Source organism: Synechococcus sp. H60.2 (genome assembly GCF_047462315.1).
In the GTDB taxonomy this organism is placed as follows: Bacteria; Cyanobacteriota; Cyanobacteriia; order Thermostichales; family Thermostichaceae; genus Thermostichus.
The window spans coordinates 40,192-61,599 of the sequence record NZ_JANSIZ010000005.1 but is presented as its reverse complement, the minus strand read 5'-3'; the positions used below and the strand labels follow the sequence as shown (position 1 = coordinate 61,599).

The 21,408-nt window shown below is 60.4% G+C and carries 19 protein-coding genes and 1 tRNA gene; 2 read left to right on the top strand and 18 right to left on the bottom strand.

Going from position 1 to position 21,408, the window contains the following annotated elements; genetic code table 11:
* Nucleotides 1-108 precede the first annotated feature (108 nt).
* The 10 genes from NW845_RS01610 to NW845_RS01565 form a co-directional block, all read right to left on the bottom strand.
* A complete protein-coding gene (locus tag NW845_RS01610) occupies nucleotides 109-1,527 on the bottom strand; it encodes a cytochrome c biogenesis protein (protein WP_414376505.1) in 1,419 nt (472 codons plus the stop codon).
* Between the two features lie 63 nt (nucleotides 1,528-1,590).
* On the bottom strand, nucleotides 1,591-2,340 hold the full coding sequence (locus NW845_RS01605; protein WP_414365463.1) for a cytochrome c biogenesis protein CcdA: 750 nt from the start codon (nucleotides 2,338-2,340) through the stop codon (nucleotides 1,591-1,593).
* A gap of 115 nt (nucleotides 2,341-2,455) precedes the next feature.
* Entirely contained in the window at nucleotides 2,456-2,974 is a 519-nt protein-coding gene (locus tag NW845_RS01600) for an inorganic diphosphatase (RefSeq protein ID WP_414365475.1), read from the bottom strand.
* Nucleotides 2,975-3,062: 88 nt separating this feature from the next.
* Nucleotides 3,063-3,134, bottom strand: a tRNA-Asn gene (locus NW845_RS01595).
* Between the two features lie 87 nt (nucleotides 3,135-3,221).
* Nucleotides 3,222-4,100: a M56 family metallopeptidase gene (locus tag NW845_RS01590; RefSeq protein ID WP_414376504.1), complete on the bottom strand. Its 879-nt coding sequence runs from the start codon at nucleotides 4,098-4,100 to the stop codon at nucleotides 3,222-3,224.
* Nucleotides 4,097-4,531: a BlaI/MecI/CopY family transcriptional regulator gene (locus NW845_RS01585; RefSeq protein WP_011429163.1), complete on the bottom strand. Its 435-nt coding sequence runs from the start codon at nucleotides 4,529-4,531 to the stop codon at nucleotides 4,097-4,099. Before NW845_RS01585 ends, NW845_RS01590 begins: the two co-directional genes overlap by 4 nt.
* A gap of 83 nt (nucleotides 4,532-4,614) precedes the next feature.
* Nucleotides 4,615-5,922, bottom strand: coding sequence for a serine--tRNA ligase (gene serS / locus NW845_RS01580; protein WP_414376503.1), 1,308 nt, complete (start codon nucleotides 5,920-5,922; stop codon nucleotides 4,615-4,617).
* Between the two features lie 27 nt (nucleotides 5,923-5,949).
* Complete coding sequence (gene ilvC / locus NW845_RS01575) at nucleotides 5,950-6,942, bottom strand: ketol-acid reductoisomerase (protein ID WP_414376501.1); 993 nt, start codon at nucleotides 6,940-6,942, stop codon at nucleotides 5,950-5,952.
* A gap of 75 nt (nucleotides 6,943-7,017) precedes the next feature.
* Nucleotides 7,018-8,502 (bottom strand): glycosyltransferase, encoded by a 1,485-nt coding sequence (locus NW845_RS01570; protein ID WP_414376499.1) that lies wholly within the window; start codon nucleotides 8,500-8,502, stop codon nucleotides 7,018-7,020.
* A 144-nt stretch (nucleotides 8,503-8,646) separates the two neighbouring features.
* Nucleotides 8,647-9,108: a YlqD family protein gene (locus NW845_RS01565; protein ID WP_414365473.1), complete on the bottom strand. Its 462-nt coding sequence runs from the start codon at nucleotides 9,106-9,108 to the stop codon at nucleotides 8,647-8,649.
* Between the two features lie 278 nt (nucleotides 9,109-9,386).
* Between NW845_RS01565 and hemC the strand changes: the two genes are divergently transcribed.
* On the top strand, nucleotides 9,387-10,352 hold the full coding sequence (hemC, locus tag NW845_RS01560; RefSeq protein WP_414376507.1) for a hydroxymethylbilane synthase: 966 nt from the start codon (nucleotides 9,387-9,389) through the stop codon (nucleotides 10,350-10,352).
* A gap of 960 nt (nucleotides 10,353-11,312) precedes the next feature.
* Here hemC and NW845_RS01555 read toward each other — a convergent pair.
* The 8 genes from NW845_RS01555 to NW845_RS01520 form a co-directional block, all read right to left on the bottom strand.
* Nucleotides 11,313-12,737 (bottom strand): DUF2157 domain-containing protein, encoded by a 1,425-nt coding sequence (locus NW845_RS01555; RefSeq protein ID WP_414376497.1) that lies wholly within the window; start codon nucleotides 12,735-12,737, stop codon nucleotides 11,313-11,315.
* Nucleotides 12,738-12,744: 7 nt separating this feature from the next.
* Nucleotides 12,745-13,521, bottom strand: coding sequence for a phosphoribosylaminoimidazolesuccinocarboxamide synthase (gene purC / locus NW845_RS01550; protein ID WP_414376495.1), 777 nt, complete (start codon nucleotides 13,519-13,521; stop codon nucleotides 12,745-12,747).
* Nucleotides 13,522-13,530: 9 nt separating this feature from the next.
* A complete protein-coding gene (locus NW845_RS01545) occupies nucleotides 13,531-14,967 on the bottom strand; it encodes a sugar transferase (protein ID WP_414376494.1) in 1,437 nt (478 codons plus the stop codon).
* 159 nt (nucleotides 14,968-15,126) lie between these two features.
* Nucleotides 15,127-15,876 carry a class I SAM-dependent methyltransferase gene (locus NW845_RS01540; RefSeq protein ID WP_414376492.1) on the bottom strand — a complete coding sequence of 250 codons (750 nt, stop codon included), beginning with the start codon at nucleotides 15,874-15,876 and terminating at the stop codon, nucleotides 15,127-15,129.
* A 170-nt stretch (nucleotides 15,877-16,046) separates the two neighbouring features.
* A complete protein-coding gene (locus NW845_RS01535; protein WP_414376490.1) occupies nucleotides 16,047-16,871 on the bottom strand; it encodes an FAD-dependent thymidylate synthase in 825 nt (274 codons plus the stop codon).
* A 74-nt stretch (nucleotides 16,872-16,945) separates the two neighbouring features.
* On the bottom strand, nucleotides 16,946-17,722 hold the full coding sequence (locus tag NW845_RS01530) for a DUF4397 domain-containing protein (RefSeq protein WP_414365944.1): 777 nt from the start codon (nucleotides 17,720-17,722) through the stop codon (nucleotides 16,946-16,948).
* Nucleotides 17,723-17,913: 191 nt separating this feature from the next.
* Nucleotides 17,914-19,182, bottom strand: a complete 1,269-nt coding sequence (locus NW845_RS01525) for a bifunctional sterol desaturase/short chain dehydrogenase (RefSeq protein ID WP_414376489.1) — start codon at nucleotides 19,180-19,182, stop codon at nucleotides 17,914-17,916.
* A 200-nt stretch (nucleotides 19,183-19,382) separates the two neighbouring features.
* Nucleotides 19,383-19,925: a DUF192 domain-containing protein gene (locus NW845_RS01520; RefSeq protein ID WP_414376488.1), complete on the bottom strand. Its 543-nt coding sequence runs from the start codon at nucleotides 19,923-19,925 to the stop codon at nucleotides 19,383-19,385.
* 193 nt (nucleotides 19,926-20,118) lie between these two features.
* Here NW845_RS01520 and NW845_RS01515 point away from each other — a divergent pair, with 193 nt between their 5' ends.
* Nucleotides 20,119-21,405: a serpin family protein gene (locus NW845_RS01515; RefSeq protein WP_414376487.1), complete on the top strand. Its 1,287-nt coding sequence runs from the start codon at nucleotides 20,119-20,121 to the stop codon at nucleotides 21,403-21,405.
* Nucleotides 21,406-21,408: the final 3 nt, after the last annotated feature.

The window sequence follows — 21,408 nt, the reverse complement described above, 5'->3', positions numbered from 1 at the left end:
AGATGTGGATACGAGACAGCCCTCCCCCCCAGCCCCTCTCCCTGAGGGAGAGGGGAGCTAGATAACCCTGGGCAGTGTTGTTGGTCAAACAGCCGGCACTTGGGTAGGCTAGCCGTTGGCTAAGGACTCCGTCCCGCTGACGCGAGCGGCGGGATTGAGTTCTTTTGCCGGAGAAGGGGGAGAGGAGAGCAGTTGCTGCTCCACCAGGTGGGCAAACTCCCGCTCGAAGGTCACCAGGGCGCGGTTGGTTTTGCCCCCCAGGTAAAGCCCTGCTTCCGTCTCCAGAGCCCAAACTTGGCTGTAGCTGAAATAGCTCATCACCACCCCCAGCATCAGCAGCCCAAAGCCGAGGTAGACAAGCGGGATCCCTGGATCCGATTTCATTTGCAGGCCGGTGGCGCCGATAACCTCATCTAGGTGCAGGGTAAGGCGTTTGGGAAAGCGCTGCGGAGCCACTTCATCAAGGGCCAGGCTCATGCCCTGGCGCAGGGATCCTACCCATTGGCCCTGGGTGTCGTAGAGCAGGGCCGTCCCCTGCAAATCTGGCAACAACAGCGTCAAGCCCTCGCTGAGATCCGGTCGGGTGGGCACAAAAGCGCCCCAGAGCTTGCTGCCCGCCTGGGTGGGCACCGGCACCACTGGAATTTGGAAGGGGGGGCTGTTGTTGAGGCGGATGCGGATGCTGTCGATGCCCCAGTCGGCTTGGTAGAGGGTCACGCCGCGGTAGGAGAGGGGATGGTTGACAGAGATGGTCTGGCGCTTGACCTCCTGTCCCCCATCCAGAATCGAGAGGTCAGAATAAAACTGCTTTACCCGTCCGTCGGGAGCATAGTCGATCCAGAAGCGGTTAACCCGAATTTGCCACGTGGGCAGACGAGCCAGATCCCCTGCCCCGGTTACATGTTCAATGGCAGCAACCCCACCGCTGGGGATCAGCTCCTGGGCCTTAAAGCCCCCGAGGCTGCCCCAGATGGCTCCCAACAGGATCAGCAGCAGGCTGACGTGCACCAAGATGGGGCCGAACCGCCCGATTAGCCCCTTGCGGGCGTAGAGCCGGGATCCCTCCTCAAACACCGCATAACCCCGTTGTCGCAGCCGCTGCGGCAGTCCCTCTAGGGAGTGTTGGGGCAGATAGACCCAAAAGGGCAGCCGCTGGAAGGAGGAAGGACGGGTGAGGTAGCTCCAGCGACGGGCCACCTTGAGCATCGGCCACTGGCGCGTGAAAGAACAGGCGGCCAGGCTGCTGCCAAACAGGATCAACAGGGCCAGAAACCAAGGGGTGCGATAGACGTGATCCAACCCCAGCTTGAGGATCAGCCGCCAGGTGAGAAAGCCAAACAGGGCCGGATGCTCAGGATAGTGAGCCTGGTAGAAGGCCACCGTTTCCTCTTGCTCGATCACCGTGCCCAGGGCGCTCAAAAGGGCAATCGCCAAGAGAAGGCCAATGGCTAGGCGCAGATCCGCCAGCAGCGGCAGCAGCTCATGGCGAAAATACCGCCGCAACAGCGGCAGAGGATGGATAACCATGGGAAGTTGTTAGCTCAAGACTTGGATGCCCCTCTCAGGGCAGCCCCATCTTAGCCTGTTCCCTTAGGCCCACGCGGAGAGGATCGTCAGGGTGCCAAAGCCCACCAACACCACGCCACTGGCATAGGTGAACCAGCCCGACCAGCGCCGCAGGGCCAGCAGTTGCTTGAGCGAGCCGGCAAACACCCCTGCCAAGAGCAGCGGCAAGACCAGCCCCAGGGCATAGGCCAGCAGCAACCCGCCCCCCACCCAGGGCTGCTCCGTGGTGGAAACCCAGCCCAGCAGGGCCACCAAAACCGGCGTGCTGCAGGGAGAAGCCACCAGGCCAAAGGTGGATCCCAGCACCACCGACCGGCTCAGCCCAGGCCACTGGCCAGGGATCTCCAACCGGTTAAACCAATCGGGGAAGCGCAGGGGGAAGACTTCCAGCAGGTTCAGCCCCATGAGGATGGCGATCCCTCCCGCCACTAGGGATCCAAAGGCAGTGGTTTGTCCATAAACCCGGCCTAGCAAAGCTGCCCCCAAACCCAGCAGGGTCAGGGTAAAAGCCACCCCAGCCGCAAAACCCAAAGATTGGGCCCAGATGTGCCGACGCACTTTTCCGGCCTCTTCATCAGGGCTAGGGGTGTAGCCGCCGATGTAGCCAATGGTTACCGGCAACATAGAGAGCAGACAGGGAGAAAGGCTGGTAACCAAACCTGCCAGACCCACCAGCAGCAGGCTCAGCGGGGAAAGGTGCTGCAGTTGACCTTGAACCAGCTCCGTTGCCCACTGCTCTAGGTGGTAGAGCCAAAGCTGAAGGGTATCCACCATAGCAAAAGCTGTCGAGTCCAAACCTAGGCTAGCTCAAGGAGCCCACTCCAGGGCAGCTTGGCGTCAACTGGCCAGCACCCTCAGCGGCGCGCTCCAGTCCAGAAAAGCTGGGGAGCTACTTGGACTGTTGGTAGGCGGCAATGCTGCTGGCGATCACTGCTTCGGTTTCGGCCAGACCTTTCCAGCCCAAGATCTGGGTTTCTTTCTTCTCTAGGCGCTTGTAGGTGGCGAAAAACTCGGCAATCTCGTCCAGGCGGTGCTGGGCAATATCTTCCAGCTTGGTTACGGAAGCATAGCGAGGATCCTTAGCGGGCACGCACAGCAACTTCTCATCCGGCTCCCCTGCGTCGATCATCTGCAGCATGCCCAGCGGGCGCACCGCAATCACGCACCCTGGAAAGGTGGGCTGATCCATGATCACCAGGCCATCCAAGGGATCCCCGTCCCCTGCCAGCGTATTGGGCACAAAGCCGTAGTCGTAGGGGTACTGCACCGAAGAGTAGAGCACCCGGTCTAGGGCCATCACGCCCATGTCTTTGTCAAACTCGTACTTGTTCTTGCTGCCGCCAGGGATCTCAATCAAGAGGTTGAGCAGACCCGGCTTGGGTTGGGCAGGGATCCGCGACAGGTCAATCACAGCAATTGTCCTCGAAATACGTGACGCAAAAATAGCCAGAGGGCATTATAGCTCCCAGGGCGGGACTTCAAGTAGCAAAGACAAGCTCCTCGGGCAAGATTCGAACTTGCGACCAATCGGTTAACAGCCGACCGCTCTACCGCTGAGCTACCGAGGATCAAAGTATCTTCCATCGTAGGGAAAAAAACGCCATCAGGCAACTCCCCCGAAGGAAAGGATTCTTGGCTCCGCCCAGGCCATCGTCTCAGTGGTGAAAGGGGATGGCCAATAAAGGCAGCAGAGCCAGCCCCAGCCAAGCCCAACCCTGCACGGAAAGGTGCGACGAGGGCGCGACGGGGCCCGACTCCTCTTGCTGCAATAGGGCATCGATGCGCTCTTGCAGCCGTCCCCCCGCAGTGGATCCCATTTCCAGGGCAAAGCCAACCCAAGCCGCTGCCGGCTGCTGCGCCATGCCATGGCCTACCACCTGCACCAGAGCCTCTCCCAGCACCAAGGGATCCACCCGCTGAGCCGCCCAGCAATCTGCCCGTAGCTCCCGCAGGGTCAGCAGTTCTTGCCAGAGAACCTCCGTATTCGGCAGCCAGCCGCTGAGCCGTCGCAGCCAACCAACCGCAAACATCCACAAGGTATCGCAGTAGTGACGATGGGCCTCTTCGTGGGCCAGAACCGCCCGCAGATGCTCCTCATCCAACTGCTCCAGCAGACCGCGGCTAACCACCAATTGCGGCTTCCACACCCCCATCTGGGCAGCAAAAGGGATCTCCAAATCCAGGACGTAGGCCGGAGAGCCGTACAGATCAACTTGGGCCAGAGCCTGGAGGTGAGCACGTCGGCAGGAGCGCCAGAACTCCCAAGCCCAGTGCAAGGCTACGCCCCCAGCCACGGCCAGCACCAGCAGCGCACAGCCATAGCAGAACCAGCCTCCTGACCCGGCCATTTGTCCCCACGGCCCCATCCAAGCCAAAGCAAGGGCAGTCATCAGCAAAAACAGCGGCGGCAGCAAGAAGTGGATCCAGGCCCACTGCCAGCGCTGGGCCCAGGAACCCCCTCTATCCAGCCGCACCTGGGCTCGCCACAGCCAACTGAGGCCCAAACCCAACAGCAACATGCCCAAGTGGCTCATTGGGGATCCCTCCTGGCTTCCCGCGCAGCCCGCAGCCGCTCGGCAATCGCCTGCAACTGGGACACGCTGGCCTGATCCAGACTGTCGGCAAAGGCTGCCACCGTGTCGGGATCCCCGACGGCCAAAAATTGCTGCAACTGGGCAAAGGCCCTGAGGCTGGCAGCTTCCTGGCGAGAAAGACGGGGCCGCCACAGCATCGGCAGACTCCGCCCTTCTGCATCGGTGCGACGTTCACAGCTCACCCAGCCCTTCTGGCTTAGGCGCCGTAAAACGGTAGTTACAGAGGCATAGGCCAACTCTCGGTCGGGATCGGCCAAGATACGCTCGTGGATTTGGCGGGTGCTGGCACTGCCCAGCTCCCAAAGGATATCGAGGATCTCAGATTCCAGAGGGCCCAGTGAGAGTTGCTTGGGACGATGCTTGGGCAACATAAACCCTGGCAGGGTAGGGATCCCTATCTAGATTGACATACTCTCCGCAGCTATGGCTTGCTGGAGCACCGCGGCAGAATGGCTTAGGGAGCAGTCCGGAGAGTGCCGTCTTGGGAGAGGAAGCGGGAGCTGAGGAAAGGACGCAGTGCCTGGGGAATGCGGATTGAGCCGTCCATCCGCTGGTGATTTTCCAACAGGGCGGCCAGAGAACGGCCCACTGCCAAGCCCGAACCGTTGAGGGTGTGGACGAAGTGAGTGCCTTTCTGCCCGGCCTCTTTGTAGCGCAGGTTGGCGCGGCGGGCCTGGAAATCCCAGCAGTTGGAGCAACTGGAGATCTCCCGGTAGCGGTTTTGGGAGGGGAACCACACCTCCAGATCAAAGCAGCGGGCCGCCGAGAAACCCAGATCGCCGGTGCACAGCTCCACCACCCGGTAGGGCAGCTCCAGCATCTGCAAAATGGCCTCGGCATCCTGTACCAGCTTTTCGTGTTCTACCTCCGACTGGGTGGGGTGGGTAACTTTGACCAGTTCCACCTTTTGAAACTGGTGCAGCCGGATCAGGCCCTTGGTGTCCCGGCCATAGCTGCCGGCTTCGCGGCGAAAGCAAGGCGTGTAGGCACAGAAATATAGCGGCAGGTGCTCGGCTGGGATCACCTCGTCCCGGTACAGGTTGGTGAGGGGCACTTCCGCTGTCGGGATCAGCCACAAGTCATCCTCAGCACAGCGAAAGCTCTCCTCGGCAAACTTGGGCAGTTGTCCTGTTCCCTGCAGAGCAGCGCTGTTGACCAAAAAAGGAGGGATTACCTCGGTGTAGCCGGCGGCAATGTGGCGCTCCAGCATCATGGCAATCAAGGCCCGCTCCAGAGCCGCCCCTGCCCCTACCATGGCGACAAAGCGGCTTTGGGCTACCTTGACAGCACGGCCAATCTCCAAGAGGCCCAGCTTCTCGGCAATCTCGTCGTGGGGAAGGACGGGATGGGCGGGTTTTAGCTCATCTCCCCAGCGGCGCACCTCCACGTTGTCGGCCTCATCTCGGCCAACCGGCACGCTGGGCAAGGGCAAGTTGGGCAGGGTAAGCAGGCGGGCGCGCATCTCCTCCTCCAGCTCCCGCTCCCGCTGTTCCAGTCGGGCGATCTCGGCCTTGAGCTCTGCCCCCTGCTGCCGCAGGGCCGCCACCTCGGATCCCTGGGGATCCGCTCCCTGGCGGATGAGCGCGGCGACTTTCTTGCCAAGGGTGTTGCTTTCCGCCTGCAGAGAGCCACGCCGAGCTTCCAACTGGCGCCGCTCCCGATCCAACTGCAGGATCTCATCCAGATCGATACTGGCCCCGCGCTTGTCCAGGGCTTGGCGTACCTCTTCTGGGCGATCCCGCAGCAGCTTCAGATCCAGCACGAGACTTGCCTGGGAAATGACCTCTACCTATTCCTTCAGCCAGCTAAACATGGCCCGCAGCTCCTTGCCCACCTTTTCGATGGGGTGCTCGGCCTCGCGGCGGCGCATCGCCGTAAAGCCGGGCTTGCCAGCCTGGTTTTCCAAGACAAACTCGCGGGCAAACTGGCCGCTTTGGATCTCGGCGAGGATCCGTTTCATTTCGGCGCGGGTTTGCTCCGTGATGATGCGGGGGCCACGGGTGTAGTCGCCGTATTCTGCCGTGTTGGAGATGCTGTGGCGCATTTTCTCCAGACCCCCCTCGACGATGAGATCGACAATGAGCTTGACTTCGTGAAGGCACTCGAAGTAGGCCAGCTCCGGCTGGTAGCCCGCTTCCACCAGGGTCTCAAACCCGGCTTTGATCAAAGCCGTGAGGCCACCACAGAGCACCACCTGCTCGCCAAAGAGGTCGGTCTCGGTCTCCTCCCGAAAGGTGGTCTCAAGGATGCCAGCTCGCGTGCCGCCAATCCCCTTGGCATAAGCCATGGCCCGCTCCCGCGCCATCCCCGAGGCATCCTGGTAGACAGCAAACAGACAAGGCACCCCCTGGCCCTCCTGGTAAGTGCGCCGCACCAGGTGACCGGGGCCTTTGGGAGCAACCATGATGACATCGACGTCCGCCGGCGGCTGGATCTGGCCAAAGTGGATGTTGAAGCCGTGGGCAAACAGGAGCACCTTCCCCGGCTGCAAATGCGGGCGGATCTCACTCTGGAAGACGGTCTTTTGCACTTCGTCCGGTAGCAGGATCATCACCCAGTCGGCGGCAGCCGCAGCATCTGCTACAGTCTTGACCACTAACCCGTCCTGCTCGGCTTTGGGCCAAGAGGGGCTGCCGGGGTAGAGGCCGACGAGGACGTTGACACCGCTGTCGCGCAGATTGAGGGCGTGGGCATGGCCCTGGCTGCCGTAGCCGATGATGGCGACGGTCTTGCCGTCCAGGAGATCCAGGTTGGCGTCAGAGTCGTAGTAGAGGCGGGCCATAGTCGGGCTGGGTAGTGTGGTGAGCTGGCGTTTGATTAGGATAGCAGGATTAAGGGGATCCCTGGCAGGCGAAATTCAGAGGCCGTGATGCACGGTTTTCACCCATTTCAACCGCTTGGGCTGCACACACATACGAGCCGTGGTTACAATCATGACCGGCAGCCAGTGCAGCATGTACACCAAGCCTAGGGCAGTGCGCCACCAGAGCTTTCGTCCGCGCAGCCCCTCCACTTGGCGCAGCCCGCGATAGAAGGCCACCGTCACAGATCCCATGACCAGAGCGTTCAAGGGGAGCAGCACTGAGGAGTGGTCGGCCAAGAGTACCCAGAGGGTATCGGGAACTAAGGCCATCGGCAGCAAGTACTGAGAGATAAAAAAGGCCCAGAGATCCACCGTCTTAGCCATGCCCAGGCGGCGGCTGAGGATCCCTGGCCAGTAGTCGAGGTAGCGCTGGTAGCCCCCTTCCGCCCAGCGGCAGCGCTGGTGCCAAAGGCTTTTCCAAGAGGTGACCCCCTCTTCGACGATGGCCGGCTCCGTCAGAAAGGCAATATCCACCCCCGCCAGGTGCAACTTAAAAGTGAGATCCAGGTCGTCGGTGAGGGTGTTCTCGTTCCAGCCGCCGCACTTTTCCAGGACATCCCGTCGCACCAGTTGGCCGTTGCCTCGCAGCTCGCCAATCCCGCGGATGGCCACCCGCTGCTGCTGCAAGTAGGCATCGGAGGCCATCTCCGCCACCTGGCCCAGAGTCCAGAAGTTGACGTTGGGGTTGCTCAGGGCTTTGCGCACCTGAACAGCGCCGATTGTCCGTCTGCCGGGGCGGGGGGGCTGGCCAAACAGCGGCAGGGTGCGAGCCAGCAAATCCGGGGGCACAATGGCGTCGGCGTCGCAGACCAGGATGATCTCCCCCCGCGTCAGGGGCAGCACCTCGTTGAGGGCGCCAGACTTTCCGCCTCCTCGCCCCGGGGGCCGTCGGTAAACTCGCAGATGAGGGATCCGCTTTTGGGCTTCCTGCAAGATGTCGGGGGTGGCATCGCTGCTGGCATCGTCAATGGCCCACAGCTCCAGGTGGCTGCTGGGGTAATCCAACTGGGTGAGACTATGCAGCAGCCGCGGCAGCACTGCGCTTTCGTTTTTGGCCGGGATCAACACCGCCACTCGCGGCAGAGGAGAACCCGCCAGCGCTAAGGGCTGAGCCCCGCCCACCTCAGGCAAAGGCAGGGAGGCTGTTTCGGCGACGGCGGGAGGCCGGGCCATTGTTCCAGGAGGGTGAAGCCTCAAGGGGGGCGGCAGAGCTGCCGGTTGCAGCCGGAACAAGCGGTTGATGTGGATGACCATGAAGGTGGCCAGGCCAACGGTAAACCAGCGGGCTACCGCTACTTGGTGCATCAGGCTGACCAGACCCCACACCGTCGCCAGAACCAGGAAAGCCTTGAGACGGCGGCGCTGGGCCGAGGTGAGCAGCCAATCGGGAAGATGTAGATCCTCGAGGGGAGCAGGCTCTGACCCGACAAACTCAGACATGGGGAGCATCTCGTAGGTAACAACTTTGCCCGTACGCATCAGCCGCCCCGAGCCCAGCGGCTGTTAAGAGGTCGTTAATTATTGTCACCTATTGTGTTGCCACCACGTTGGGTTGAAGACCAAAGGTTCTGGTCTGCTACCCCACAGCAAGGGATCCCTGTCCTCCCAAAGGATATGAAAAGCTTATGGGTTGCCGCGAATTTCCTTGATCACCCCATCTTCCAGCAGGATCTCCACCTGCATTTTCTGGATCAGGTTGTCTCCCTTTTGCACGCGGAAGAAGCTCTCCACGCTGCCCTGCAGCACCTCTTGGTTCAGCTCCAGGCTACTCAGTTGGTTGATCTGTTGGAGCAACTGGTTTTTTTGATCCAAGAGCTTGATCTTTTGCTCATTCACGCGGCTTTTTACCGCTTCTACCTGTTGGAGCACCTGGGGGCTGTTGGGGTTAGGGCTTTGTTTTTCGATTTCGGCAATGGCCCGCTTGCCCTGAAACTCCAGTTGCTGCATCTGAGCATCGGTGGCTTCGATTTGCCGCTCCAATTGCTCCTGCATTTCTTTCTTCCAAAGGGGGGTGACCACCACCTTGACAGGGATGGTGCGCTTGAGCAGTAACTGAGTGCCGTTGCCGACGTTGCTTTCTTCCATAAGACCTATCCAGGCAGACTACCAACCAAATCAGGGGGCCCTACTTAGAATTGTCCTCTAGCAACCTCGGAGAAGGAGGTTTGACAGACCAGACCTCTCCCCGCCGCGGCGGAGAACCCGTTTACTTATCCTACCGGCTGGGATCCCCGCAGTAAAGTCTCGGCTGGGGGGAAATGGCGGTTCTGGTTAAGGATCTTGAAGGCCGCTGCCCTGCGGCGGCGCAGATTCGGCTAGCGTGAAAGACGGTGTTCTCGGATTTTGCAGCAGCCATGAGCGAACTGGCCTCAACTCCCTGGCAAGCTGTCCAGCCGGTGCGGATCGCCTCCCGCAAAAGCGAGCTGGCTCTGGCCCAGACCCGCTGGGTGATGGGGCAGTTGCAGGCCCACCATCCGGGGTTGCCCCTAGAGCTGCACACTCTTTCCACCCAGGGAGACATCATCCTGGATGTGGCGCTGGCCAAAATCGGGGATAAGGGCCTGTTTACCAAGGAATTGGAGGTTAGCCTGCTCAACGGCACTAGCGATCTGGCGGTGCACAGCCTCAAGGACTTGCCCACCCGCTTGCCAGAAGGCCTGGTTCTGGGGGCAATTACGCAGAGGGAGGATCCTCTGGACGCGCTGGTGCTGCGGGAGGAGCTGCGCGCCTACCACCTGGCCACCCTACCAGCAGGGACGGTGATCGGCACTTCCTCTCTGCGGCGACTGGCCCAACTGCGCCACGCCTTTCCCCACCTGCAGTTTAAGGACGTGCGGGGCAACCTCAACACTCGCTTGGCCAAGCTGGATCGGGGGGAGTACGACGGCCTGATCTTGGCGGTGGCCGGGCTGAAGCGCCTGGGCCAAGCCCAGCGGATCCACGAGGTGCTGGATCCCAGTGTGTCCTTGTACGCCGTTGGCCAGGGATCCCTCGGCATCGAGTGCCGGCAGGGGGACGAGCGGATTTTGGAGCTCATTCGACCCTTGGCCGATGCGGAGGCCACAGCCCGCTGTTTGGCTGAGCGAGCTTTCCTACGGGCTTTGGAGGGGGGCTGTCAGGTGCCCATCGGGGTCCACAGCCAAGTGCAGGGGGAAGAGCTGCACCTAACCGGCATGGTGGCCGACCTAGAGGGGCGACGGCTGATCCGCGATACCCAAACGGGATCCACTGCTGATCCGGAAGCGGTGGGAATCTCCCTGGCGGAAAAGCTGAAGCAACAGGGGGCCGACGAAATCCTGCAGGCCATTTTTGCCCAGGCTCGCCGCTAAATCCTTTGAGCTAGCTCTGGAAAGCCGGCAGGGAGAGTTTTAACTCCTCTCCCCTGCCGTTCCTGCTTCAAGGACCTGCGTTAGATAGGGAACTCGCATTCACAGCAACAGTAGTTGAGCTCTACCTTAGCTTCCAAGACAGCCGTGTCGTCTTGAACCACCAACGTAACCTTGTTGTTGGCAACTTCAGCGGGAGAGAGCGTTAGGGTTTTGGTAAAAGTCTGGCCCGTCGAACTAACGGGTGAAGCGTACAAGAACCCCGACTGAGTTAGAGTGCCGCCGTTATACACGTAGTACTTGTCGTTGCCCGCATCTGGAGAACTGTTGCTGCTAGCCGGCAGATTGTTGCGGTAGGCAAATGTCAGAGTACCTCCTAGCCGGCAGCCTATTTTACAAGGAGGATCCCATTGAAAAGTATGGGCAAAGACTTTATTGGGGCTTGGTTCTGCCCAGTTGGTAGTTCCGTAAGGACCCTGGAGACTGCTCCAAATGGTGGCCGGTATCTCTGACTGCAAAGGGACAGCGGGGCTGGGTGGTGGAGCCTGCAGCCTTACCGACTGCAACCGCATGGGCTGAGAACAGGGGAGCGTGGGCAACGGTCTTGGGGAGGGGAGAATAGGGATCTGCCGGAACAGCTCATCGAGCTCCCCAATTGGGGGAACGGGGGAGGGCGTTGGTTCTAAAGGCCTAGGCCTTACAGCCGGCCTTGGAGCTTGCGCAACGGGGAAATGCTCCCAAAACCGATCTCTGCCCGCAGCAATTGAAGCAGAGCTATAACTCCAAAAACTAGAAAAAGAGACTAGAGCCAGTATACCTAGGCCCAGGCCTGTTTTTTTCATTGACGTTCTCCAGGAAACTTAATAACAAAGACTTTTCAGGGAAAAGCAAGTTCCCTAGATAGGGGGATTTTCTGTAAACTTCTATTGACTCTTAAGTTCCTGAAGACCAAAGGGAGGATTTCTAGTCATTATTCCTAAAGATACGTCTCTCAACCTTCAGCCCCACCCAGATCACGCCGATCCCGCAGGCCACCAACACCGCCGACTTGACCAAGAGGCCAGTCTCATACTCGAAAAAGCGGGTCAGCACCACCAGGGTTAACCCCAATAGCCCCTGCCAGAAGCGCCCCCGCAGCCCCTGCTGCAACCCTTCCCAGCAGAGGATCGCCGACAACCCCACCAGCAGCAGGGTTAGGATCCAGGGGGCAACAAAGGCCAGGGCCACTTTTGAGGTCAAGTCCCCAGAAACAGCATTGCTGATCACCAGCAAAAGGGCCAGGGTAATCAGGGAGAGGAAAACGACGGCATCCTTAAGCCAGGCGGAGACAGGCTGGGATCTCTTGGCCTGCCACCCCTGCCACCAGCCCCAGCCGGCCAGCAGCAGCAACCCTGCCGCCGACAAGCTTGCCCAGGGATCCACAGCCTGGAACAGAGGTGAGGGGTCGGGATCCCAGTCCCAGGGGTCACGGAAGCTCCAGACGTAGAGCAAGAAACCCAGCCCCAGCAAAGCCAGGCCCTCCGCCGTCGGGATCAGATCCAAGACTTGCTCCTGCTCGCCATCCTGGCCATTTTCTCCGGTCAAAATCCGGCTTAGTCGGTAACCATGGCGTTGGTGCCAAAAGCCCAGCCCCCAGACAACGGCAAGACCCAGCAGCAGCCAGAGGGTCAAGCCTTTTCCAGAGCTGTCCCAGCCCTCTGCCGACCTTTGTAGCGCCAGGCCGAAGTTTACCAGTGCCAAAGCCAAGATCCAGCGGGAGCGGCACCCATAGGCAAGGGGCAGCAGTAGGGCCAGGGCCAGCCAGGGGTAGAGGGGATCCAGAGCCGAGCGGATCCCCCTCTGCCACAGGTCAGTCATCCCGGCCAGGGCGAATAAGAGACAGGCCAGGACGCCACTGGGGGTGTGGAACAAGCTGTAGGCCACGGCCAAGCTGCCCGCCCCCCAGGCCAAGAACAAGCCCGCGGCGGATCCCCCCATTTGGAACCACTGGGCCATCAGAATAATGGCGGCTCCCAGGGCCAGCTCCCCGGCAATCAATAGGGCGCTGCCCAAGCGCGGGGATCCCTGCTGCCAAAGTCGCAAGCCGGCCACCTGCAGTCCCACCGTGAGGGCCAGGGATCCCAAGGCTCTGGCCGAGCGGGGAATGGCATCCCAGTTGGCGGCCACGAAGGAGATCACCCCCAAGCCCACCAGCACGGCGCCCAACAGCAGCAGCACCAGGGTAAAGCGGCTAGCAGCTGTTCGCGGCAAGCTATCGAGTTGGTAGTACTCCCGCAGGCGATCCCGCTGCGCCGGCTGAATCAGCCCCTGCTCCACCCAGGTGTCCAACAGGTCGGCCAATTGGCGGCGGAAGCGGTCGTCGGGGCCAGAGGAGCGGGGGGAAGTCATGGCACCCTCACCCCCTGCCCCTCTCCCGCGCTGCAGGAGAGGGGAGATTGGGATCAGTAGCCTGGAGCACTCGCTGCAGCACCTCTTGGTAGCCGGCTGCTGGATCGCCGAGATCAAAGCGAAAGAGGTCTTTATCCAGCACCCGCGGCTCAGTCCCTTCTAGATCCCACAGGCGGCAGGTGTCGGGGCTGATCTCGTCCGCCAGCCAGATCTCCCCTTCCTCGTCCAGGCCAAACTCCAACTTAAAGTCCACCAGCTCCAACCGGCAGCGCCGCCAGAAGTTGCGAAGGTGAGTGTTGACCGCCAAGGCCAGGGATCCCAGCTTCTCCACTTGCTCTGGCGTGGCCAGGTGCAGCAGGCGGATGTGGTCGGGGGTTACCAAAGGATCCCCCAAGGCGTCGTTTTTGTAGTAAAACTCCACCAGCGGCGGCTCGATGGGCAGGCCCTGCTCCAGGCCTAGGCGCCGGCAGAGGCTGCCGGCCGTGCGGTTGCGCACCACCACTTCCAAGGGCAGGATCCGCAGGGCGCGCACCTGCATCTCTCGAGGGCCGGTCTGGGCCAAAAAGTGGTTGCGGATGCCCTGCTGCGCCAGGTAGGCAAACACCCGGCTGGAGACGGTGCAGTTGACCTCCCCCTTGCCGGCGATGGATCCCCGCTTTTGGGCGTTGAAGGCCGTGGCGTCGTCTTTGTAGTGGCAGAGGTAAACCTGGGGATCGGCGGTGCGGTAGACCCGCTTGGCCTTGCCCTCATAGAGGAGCTCTGGGGACGTGGGCGAGGAGGACATAGGCAACCCCTAATAGCCGGTCAGCCGTCCGCGGATCCCTTGCCAAAGGGTAATGGCGAGGATGCGCAGATCCAGCCACAGAGACCAGTTTTGCACATAGTAGAGATCATACTGGGTGCGGCGGGCAATGCTGGTGTCTCCCCGCAGGCCGTGGATCTGAGCCCAGCCGGTGAGGCCGCTTTTCACCAAATGCCGATCCGGATACTTGGGGATCTCCTGGCTAAATTGCTCCACGAAGTAGGGCCGCTCCGGGCGGGGGCCCACCAGGCTCATTTCCCCCTTCAAGACGTTCCAAAGCTGGGGCAGCTCGTCCAGGTTGGTGCGGCGCAAAAAAGCTCCTATCTTGGTTCGGCGCGGATCCCCGGGGCGCGTCCAGCCCGGCTGGCCGGCTGCCTCGGCATCCACCCGCATGGTGCGGAACTTGGCAATCCAAAAGCGGCGCCCATCCAAGCTCACCCGCTCCTGCCAATACAAGATGGGGCCGGGGCTGCTGCAGGCCACTAGCACAGCGATGATCAGAAACAGGGGGCTGAGCAACACCAGGCCCAGGGAGGCCCCCAGGATATCTACCGCTCGCTTGAGGAAACGGTTGTGGGCGTAGCGCAGAGGGGGCTGGCGCAGCGTCAGCAGCGGGATCCCGTCCAGGGACTGGAGGCTGAAGTTCACCGTCAAAAAACCGAGGATATCTGGCACCAGCCGTACCTGCACCGACAGGGCCTGCAAGCTGAGCAACAGAGGTGCATTGGCCAGCTCCGGCTGCCCAAACCACACCTCTTCGATCTCGGGGTGAGCCTGCACATAGGCCACCAGGTGGCTGGGCTCCAGCCGCTCCAGCTTCTGCAAAGGCTCTGGTTCTGGCGCCGAGGGATCCCCGGCCACGGCCCAAGCCTTAATCTCAAACCCCAAGGCTGGGCAGCGCTCCAGCCGCTCCAGCACATCAGCCAAGAGCAGGCCGGATCCCACCCAGATGACCCTTCGCCGCCCCTGGCCGTGGGCATACAGCCAACCCATGCCCAGCCGTAGCAGCGCCCGCATCCCCGTCAAACTAAGCAGGGCCAGCAGGCTGGCATAGCCCACCACCAAGCGCGACAGCGAGACGGAGCGCACGAAAAAGGCCCCCGCCAACACCAAGCCAAAGGTCACCCCCAGCCCCAGCAGCAAACTGGCCCATTCCTCAAAGCGAAATAAGCGCTTCGATTCGCCGTATCCTCCCAAGCCAGCCTGAACGCCCCAATAGCTAAGGACTGTCAACAACCCCAGGCCAGCATAAACATCCCAGGGCAAAAGCTGGTGGGGGCGCAAGCTGCGCAGCCAGTAGCCTGCCCCGAAGGCCAGCCAAATACAGAGCCCATCCCCCAAACAAGCCAAGGGCACCCACAGGCGATGCGGATCCAAGCTCAGGGTGTAGCCGCGAAAGAAACCCGTCCCGCCAGCGCGATTGGCCAAGAGCTATCTCCTCCAGCAGTTAAGACTGGAAACAATCCTACAGAAAAGGCTATCCATTTGAGGCTGCAAGGACTCCGTCCCGCTAGCGCGAACGGCAAAGTCAACGGTAATTGAAAAACCAGTCATAACAGCAAGAAGCTGAGGAGAAGATTAAGAGATTCAGTTTCCTAGAGAAGGAGTTTTCATAGGACTAGCTACCGCCAATAAAGACAGGCCAAAGGGTAGGGAGAACTTAGAAATTAAATAGGCTTCTGCAGCAAAAATCTCGGTTAAAAGCCAATTGATCCAAGGCGAGGGCATTTTTAGATCTTGACTCTCCTTGAGGCGAAGGCTCTTTTGGGCTAGGCGGATCCCTGCTGCTAATGGAAAGAGAAAGCTGTTGAAAAAGGTAAAGGTATGAATTTGCAGGCCGGCACTCTTGAGTAAGGAGAGAAGTTGTGCTGCTGTGTAGCGTCTCTTGTGGTGATTGAGCTCGTCATGGGCGCTCCACAGCCAGGGGTAGGCCGGTACCGTGATCACCAGGTAGCCGGATGGCTTTAACCTTTGGATGAGAGCTTCCAGAGCTGCTTTGTCTTCCTCCAAATGTTCTAAAACGTCCAGTAGGGCAATAAGGTCAAATTGCTGGGAGCCAAAAGGGATCTGATGCGGCAATTCACCTTCGGCCACAATCCCAATGCCGCGGGCCCGAGCCAAAGGCAATGCTATTTCGCTTCTTTCCATGGCCCAGACTTGGCCAAACTGAGACAACATTTCTAGGTTGCCGCCACTGCCACAGCCGGCTTCCAAGATACAAGCCGCGGGCGGAAGAGGGATCCCGGCAATAACCTGCCTGAGAATGCGGCGGCGCCCCACAAACCACCAATGTCGATCTTCTAAGCCCGCCATTTGTTCATAAGCTCTGGGATCCATACAATAGTCGTTCCAAGTATTGGGAAACAGCTTGTTAGTTGATCCCTTGCTCCCCTCTCCCACGAGGGGAGAGGGGTTGGGAGAGGGGTTGGGGGTGAGGGTCGAAAGATGACCTTATCCTATACTTTTCCGGTGTTAGAGAACTCCGTCCCGCTTACGCGATTTAGGTTTCAAGGAGAAAGCCTGGCCTTGCCCCAGCGATTTTTGCGGTACCAGGCGGCAACATGAGGGCACCAGGCCTCAAAGTGGGGCCAGATGAGCTCGCACAGCTCGCGGATCTCCCGCTGGGCATCGTCTTTGGCCCGCAAATCCAGAAAATGCATCAAGCTGCGGCAATTAAAAGAAACCACAAAATGTTGGCGGATCCCGTAGCCGATGATGTTACGAGCATCTTCATAGGGCAATCCGCACTCTTCGACCAGGCGATAATAGGCAATGGCCTGACTGCGATACTGCTCAAGAATGATGTTCAGGGCCTCAGGAGAGATGGGCTTGAAGCCTTGGCGGGTTTTGGCCTTGCCTTCTTTGACGCTGGCAGGAACGTAAAACAGAGTTTCCAACTCTTGCAAAGATAACGAGGGCTCCGCGCCGGTTTTGTCGGCAAAAGCAGCGGTTTCGTTGGTGCAAGGACTCCGTCCCGCTAGCGCGAACGGGGGCGCAGACAAGAGTCTTTTGCCCAAATCGGCAATTTGCCGGCCTGTATATCGAAAGGATTGAACGTCGAAAGAAACTCCCACTCGATGAGTACGGGCCTGTTGCATGACAGCATGGGGAAAATAGCCTACCCCAAACGTGATCTGAGGGTGCTCAAGAGGCCCATAGTGGCCACGATTGCCCTCCAGCAGATGCCGCACCACGGCCTCTCCATACTTTTCCGGGATCCGGCCCTCTGGGGTAACAAAATCGGGGCTGTAATCTTGGTGCATCGCCTGCCAGATCACCCGTTCGGGATCTGGAGTTTGGCTAAGCACCACCACTTGAAATAAGGCATCCACAGGCTGTGCCCCCAAAGCCAGAGACGAGCGGCTAGTCTCACAGTATAGAGAGGATCAAGCCGCAGGCAGCCTTGCTATAGGAGCCTACGAGCTCGAGTTTCCTCTGCCAGCACCATATTCAAGCCCGGATTGCTGCGCAGCAGGCCGGCTACGTAGAGGGTGTAGACTTTACCTGCCTCTAACTGGAGGTCAAACCGTTGCAAGGGAATGCTCCGGCTGGGAGATATCTGCCCACCTGAAGCAGAAGGGGCTGTAGCCACCTGGATTTGGGTAAAGCCGGGGCGCATGGCTTGAAAGGTGGATACTTGCCCAAAGGCCAACTGGGGCAACAGCACCCGGCCTTGCTCCCCTTGCCATTGCAGGGCCGGCGCATCAGGGGCAGCGTGGACAAACCGCACCAGGGCTTGATCAAATAGAGGGTTGATATTGTCTTCCAGTACCAAGGCCGTCACGCGATTGGGCTCGTCGGCGGCCACCACTGAGAACACTCCCCCGCCCCTGAGGTTGGCCACAGTCCTGGCCACAACCGTTCGCGCAACGGAGTCCTTAGAACCCGAGGGCTGGCCAGGGTTCTCAGGTGTTGAAAACAAAACAATGTCGTACTCGCCCGCCGGCATGCGCACGTATTCGCTCACTGCGCCATAGGCTACACCCTGGGCAGCCCTTACCCCTCCCACTTCCAAGTCAATCCGAGGGGCATCGGGGGCCACATGCACCAAGCGCACCTGCACTTCCGCCACCTCTGCAGAGGCTATGGGGATGGCACAACCCGCCAAAAGGCCCGTCACTAAAGACCCACCCACTGCGCAGAGAACTGCGCTTACCCACTGTCGCACCATGTTGACGCTCACTCCTACTCCTCACACCCAACATTCACTCGGAGAGCGAGCTGTTGAATTCCTCCAAACAAAGGGCCCTTTCGCTCCCCCCAAGGTTCACATTGGCGCAAGGGATCCCCTCTCCTGCGGCCAAAGAACCTGCTCTTGTCTTACCCCAGTTTTGCGCCTGATGCCATAGAGCCGGGCAGGATTGGTCGACTCCCCTAAATCGAAGGGATCCCGGCGACGGGATCAAGAAGAACTGGGCGAGAAGAGCGGCGGCTGAACAAGCGGAAATAGGTGCTGACGGCCAACTCTTTCAGCGGGAAAAGCAGGTAGGTGAGGGGGTTGATGGTGACAATGATGTTGCGGCAGTCGCGTTTGGCCTGGGCCAGGATCTGGGCGGCCACCCAATCGCCTGACATCACTCCAATGGGATTGAGCTGGCTCTTGAAGGGGCCGAGGATGAGCTTGCGCACCACACAGGGAGCGTCCAGGCGGCGCAGGGTAACCAGATCCCCTAGGGCCCGCTTGGAGAGCTCGTAGAGGGGGCTAAAGGCAGGGCTGACCTCGGCTTCTGAGGTGTTTACCCAAACCTCTTTGGTGGCCACTTCCGGATTGTTGCGCACCGTCTGAAAGAACAGCTCCATCAGGCGCCATGCCGAGAAGGTGTTGACGGCGTAGGACTGGCGGACAGACTCGGGATCCCGCTCCCCATGCACGTTGAGGCCGTGGTTGATGACCAAGATATCGACCCGCTCCAGGAGTTCGGCCAGGGATCCCTCCTGCCCCACCTGCCAGCGAACGGTCTCCACCGGCTGGAGCTGACCGTCCACTGCGATGGCAACTGAATCCGCATGGGAGCTAAGGGCAATGACTTTGGCTCCGTGGCGGTGAAAGTGCTGCAAGAGGGCCCGGCCCAGGGTGCCAGAAGCGCCGGTGACGGCCACGCGTTTGCCCTTGAAAGAGAGACTGGTGCCCATGATCCGATCCACCAAGGTTAGGGTGCCGCAAAAGTAGGCGTTGGTATCGTCGAAGTGGTGCCGCCAGTGGTAGGCGCGGTTCACATACCACTGCGCAGGAGGGGAAGGGAAAGGCCCCGGCTGGTGGGTGATATCCGTCTGCAGAGCCAGCCCCCAGCCCCGCAGCGCGCCGGCAACTAGAAAACTGGCCGAGTAGAGTACCCCCACTGCCGCTGCCAGGCCGTAGAAGAGGGATCCCTGTCCCAAGAGCACTACCCAAGGGATCCCGGCTAGAACCATCGTTGCTGCCTCGGGAACATCGTGGTGCCACTGGGATTCTCGGTATAACTTGGGGTCTACCACGCTGAGATCGGGGCGGAACAGGCGGTGGTGCAGGGTGTGCTTGGGCAGCAGCCAGGGCCACTGGTGGGCCAGCCAATGGCGCACATCCCGCACGATCTCCGCCCAAAGGACGGAAGCCAAGGCAATAGTTCCAACCTCCAGCCACTGAGTTACGCTGCTAACATCCATAGGGTTTAAACCATCCTGAGCTCGCCGTCGCCTCTTGGCATCAACCTCCCACAGTTGGCGACCCTCAAAAATCATCCCAAAGATCCCTGAGACAATCATCCTAGACCGCGAGCAAGAGGGCAAACGGCTGCCTTTGGGATCCCAGCTTCTTCTGCAAGCTTGTTTTCCCTCACCCCTGGCCCTTCTCCCAAAGAGAGAAATCAAGGAGTTGGGGGCGGAAGCTGGCGGATCTCCACAACATCTCCCACTTGCAAGCCCAGGGCCGCCGCCGTCCCGCCGCGGAACTCCAACACGCCATCTACCAACTGGTCAGGGGGTGGCCCATAAACAGGGCAGGGTTGGGCAGGGCAGCCGGGAACATCGGCGGCGATGTAGACGACCCGGCCCCGATAGAGAAAGATAATGTCCAGGTTAAGCGGCGTGTTGAACATCCAGAAGGCAGCCGGCTGGGGCGGGTCGAAGGGAAACCACATGCCGCGATCAAGAGGCAAATCGGTGCGAAACATTAGGCCTAAGCGCTGCTGCTCAGGGGTGCGGGCCACTTCCAGCTCAAAGCGCTTGCCAGCAAGGGTTACTTCCGCTTCCACCGGCAGGTGCTGGGGCTGTCCTTTGGCCGGAGTTGCGTTGGCAACGGCTGCCGTCCCCTGGGCTTCTCCTCCAGCGGCGCATCCCAGCAGTAGAGCCAGGCCCAAGGCAATCCCGCTTGCTGTGACAACCTGGCGCTCTCTTACCCACCAACTCATCCCTTTCTCCTGCTGAGCTGTGCAGGCTTAATCCTACCCTGCTCTCTAGAGTTTGGCCGGGATCCCCTGCGGGCTTTGGCCTGTCGATCTCACCTCAAGCGCAGCCGCCATGGCCGGCCTGGGCAGGGGCCATCCACCCCCAACCCGATACCCTAGCCATAGACTCGTTCCCCACCCGGCCAGGAGAGCCCCGATGAAAGACCTTTTGAGTATGTCCTCGGTGAGCCGGATCCCGCTGCTGGCTCTGCTGGGCCTATTGCTTTTGGGTCTCCGGCCCACCCACGGGGAAACCTCGGTGCGAACCCCGTTTGAGCCGACCGTGACCGATGGGGAAGGCTATGGAGAGGAGGCTGTGGCCCAGCAAGCCCAAAGTCGCTTTGCGCTAAAGCTATTCGATTACCTCCTCCAGCAGCAACCGCAAGAGAACCTCTTTTTCTCCCCCTTGAGCCTTCGTCTGGCTCTAAGCATGCTGTACAACGGCGCTGCTGGAGAGACCCAAGCGGCCATGGCCAAGGTGCTGGAGGCCCAGGAACTCTCCCTCAATGAGTTGAACTGGACCAATGCCCAGATGATGCGCTGGCTGGTGGAGCGATCCCAAGCAGAAGGACCGATCCAGCTGCAAATGGCCAACGGCCTTTGGGTCGATACAACCCTCACCTTGCGCCCCTCCTTTTTGCAAGCCCTGGCCACCTATTACCAAGCAGTGGCCAATCGGGTGGAGCTGGGATCCCGCCAGACGGTGCAGGCGATTAACCGTTGGGTAGCCGAGCGCACCCAGGGCCAGATTGACCGCATCGTGGATCGCCTCAGCCGTGAAGACAGGATGGTTTTGCTCAACGCCATCTATTTCAAGGGAGAGTGGACCCAGCCCTTCGATCCGACCCTGACCAAGCCCCAGCCCTTCACCCGCGCCGATGGCCGCCGTGTCCAAGTGCCGCTGATGGCCCAATCCGGTCGCTACGGCTACCGGGAGACCGAGCAGCTCCAGGTGGTGCGCCTGCCCTATGGGGAAGGGGAACTGGCCATGCTGATCCTGCTGCCCAAACCAGGGGTGAGCTTAGCAGCCCTGCGGGAGAAGCTTAGCCCAGAAACTTGGCAAGAATGGACGGGATCCCTGTCCACCCGCCCTGGCTCGGTGCGGATCCCCAAGTTTAAGCTGACCTCCGAAATCAATCTGGGGCCAGCTTTGCAGCAGTTGGGCATGGGGATTGCCTTTTCCCGGCGGGCCGATTTTAGCCAACTGACCCCAGAGCCAACGCAGGTCAGCAGAGTCTTGCACAAAACCGCCATCGAAGTTAACGAAGAGGGATCCGAGGCGGCTGCTGCCACCGGGGTAATCGTCTCCCGCACCGCCCTCGACCGGCAAGAGCCCTTCCAATTTGTAGCGGATCGCCCCTTCTGGTTGGCCATTGTGGCCTCCGGAGCCAACCGGGAGGCGCAAACTGTGCTGTTTATGGGATCCGTAGTCAACCCGGAGTAGAGG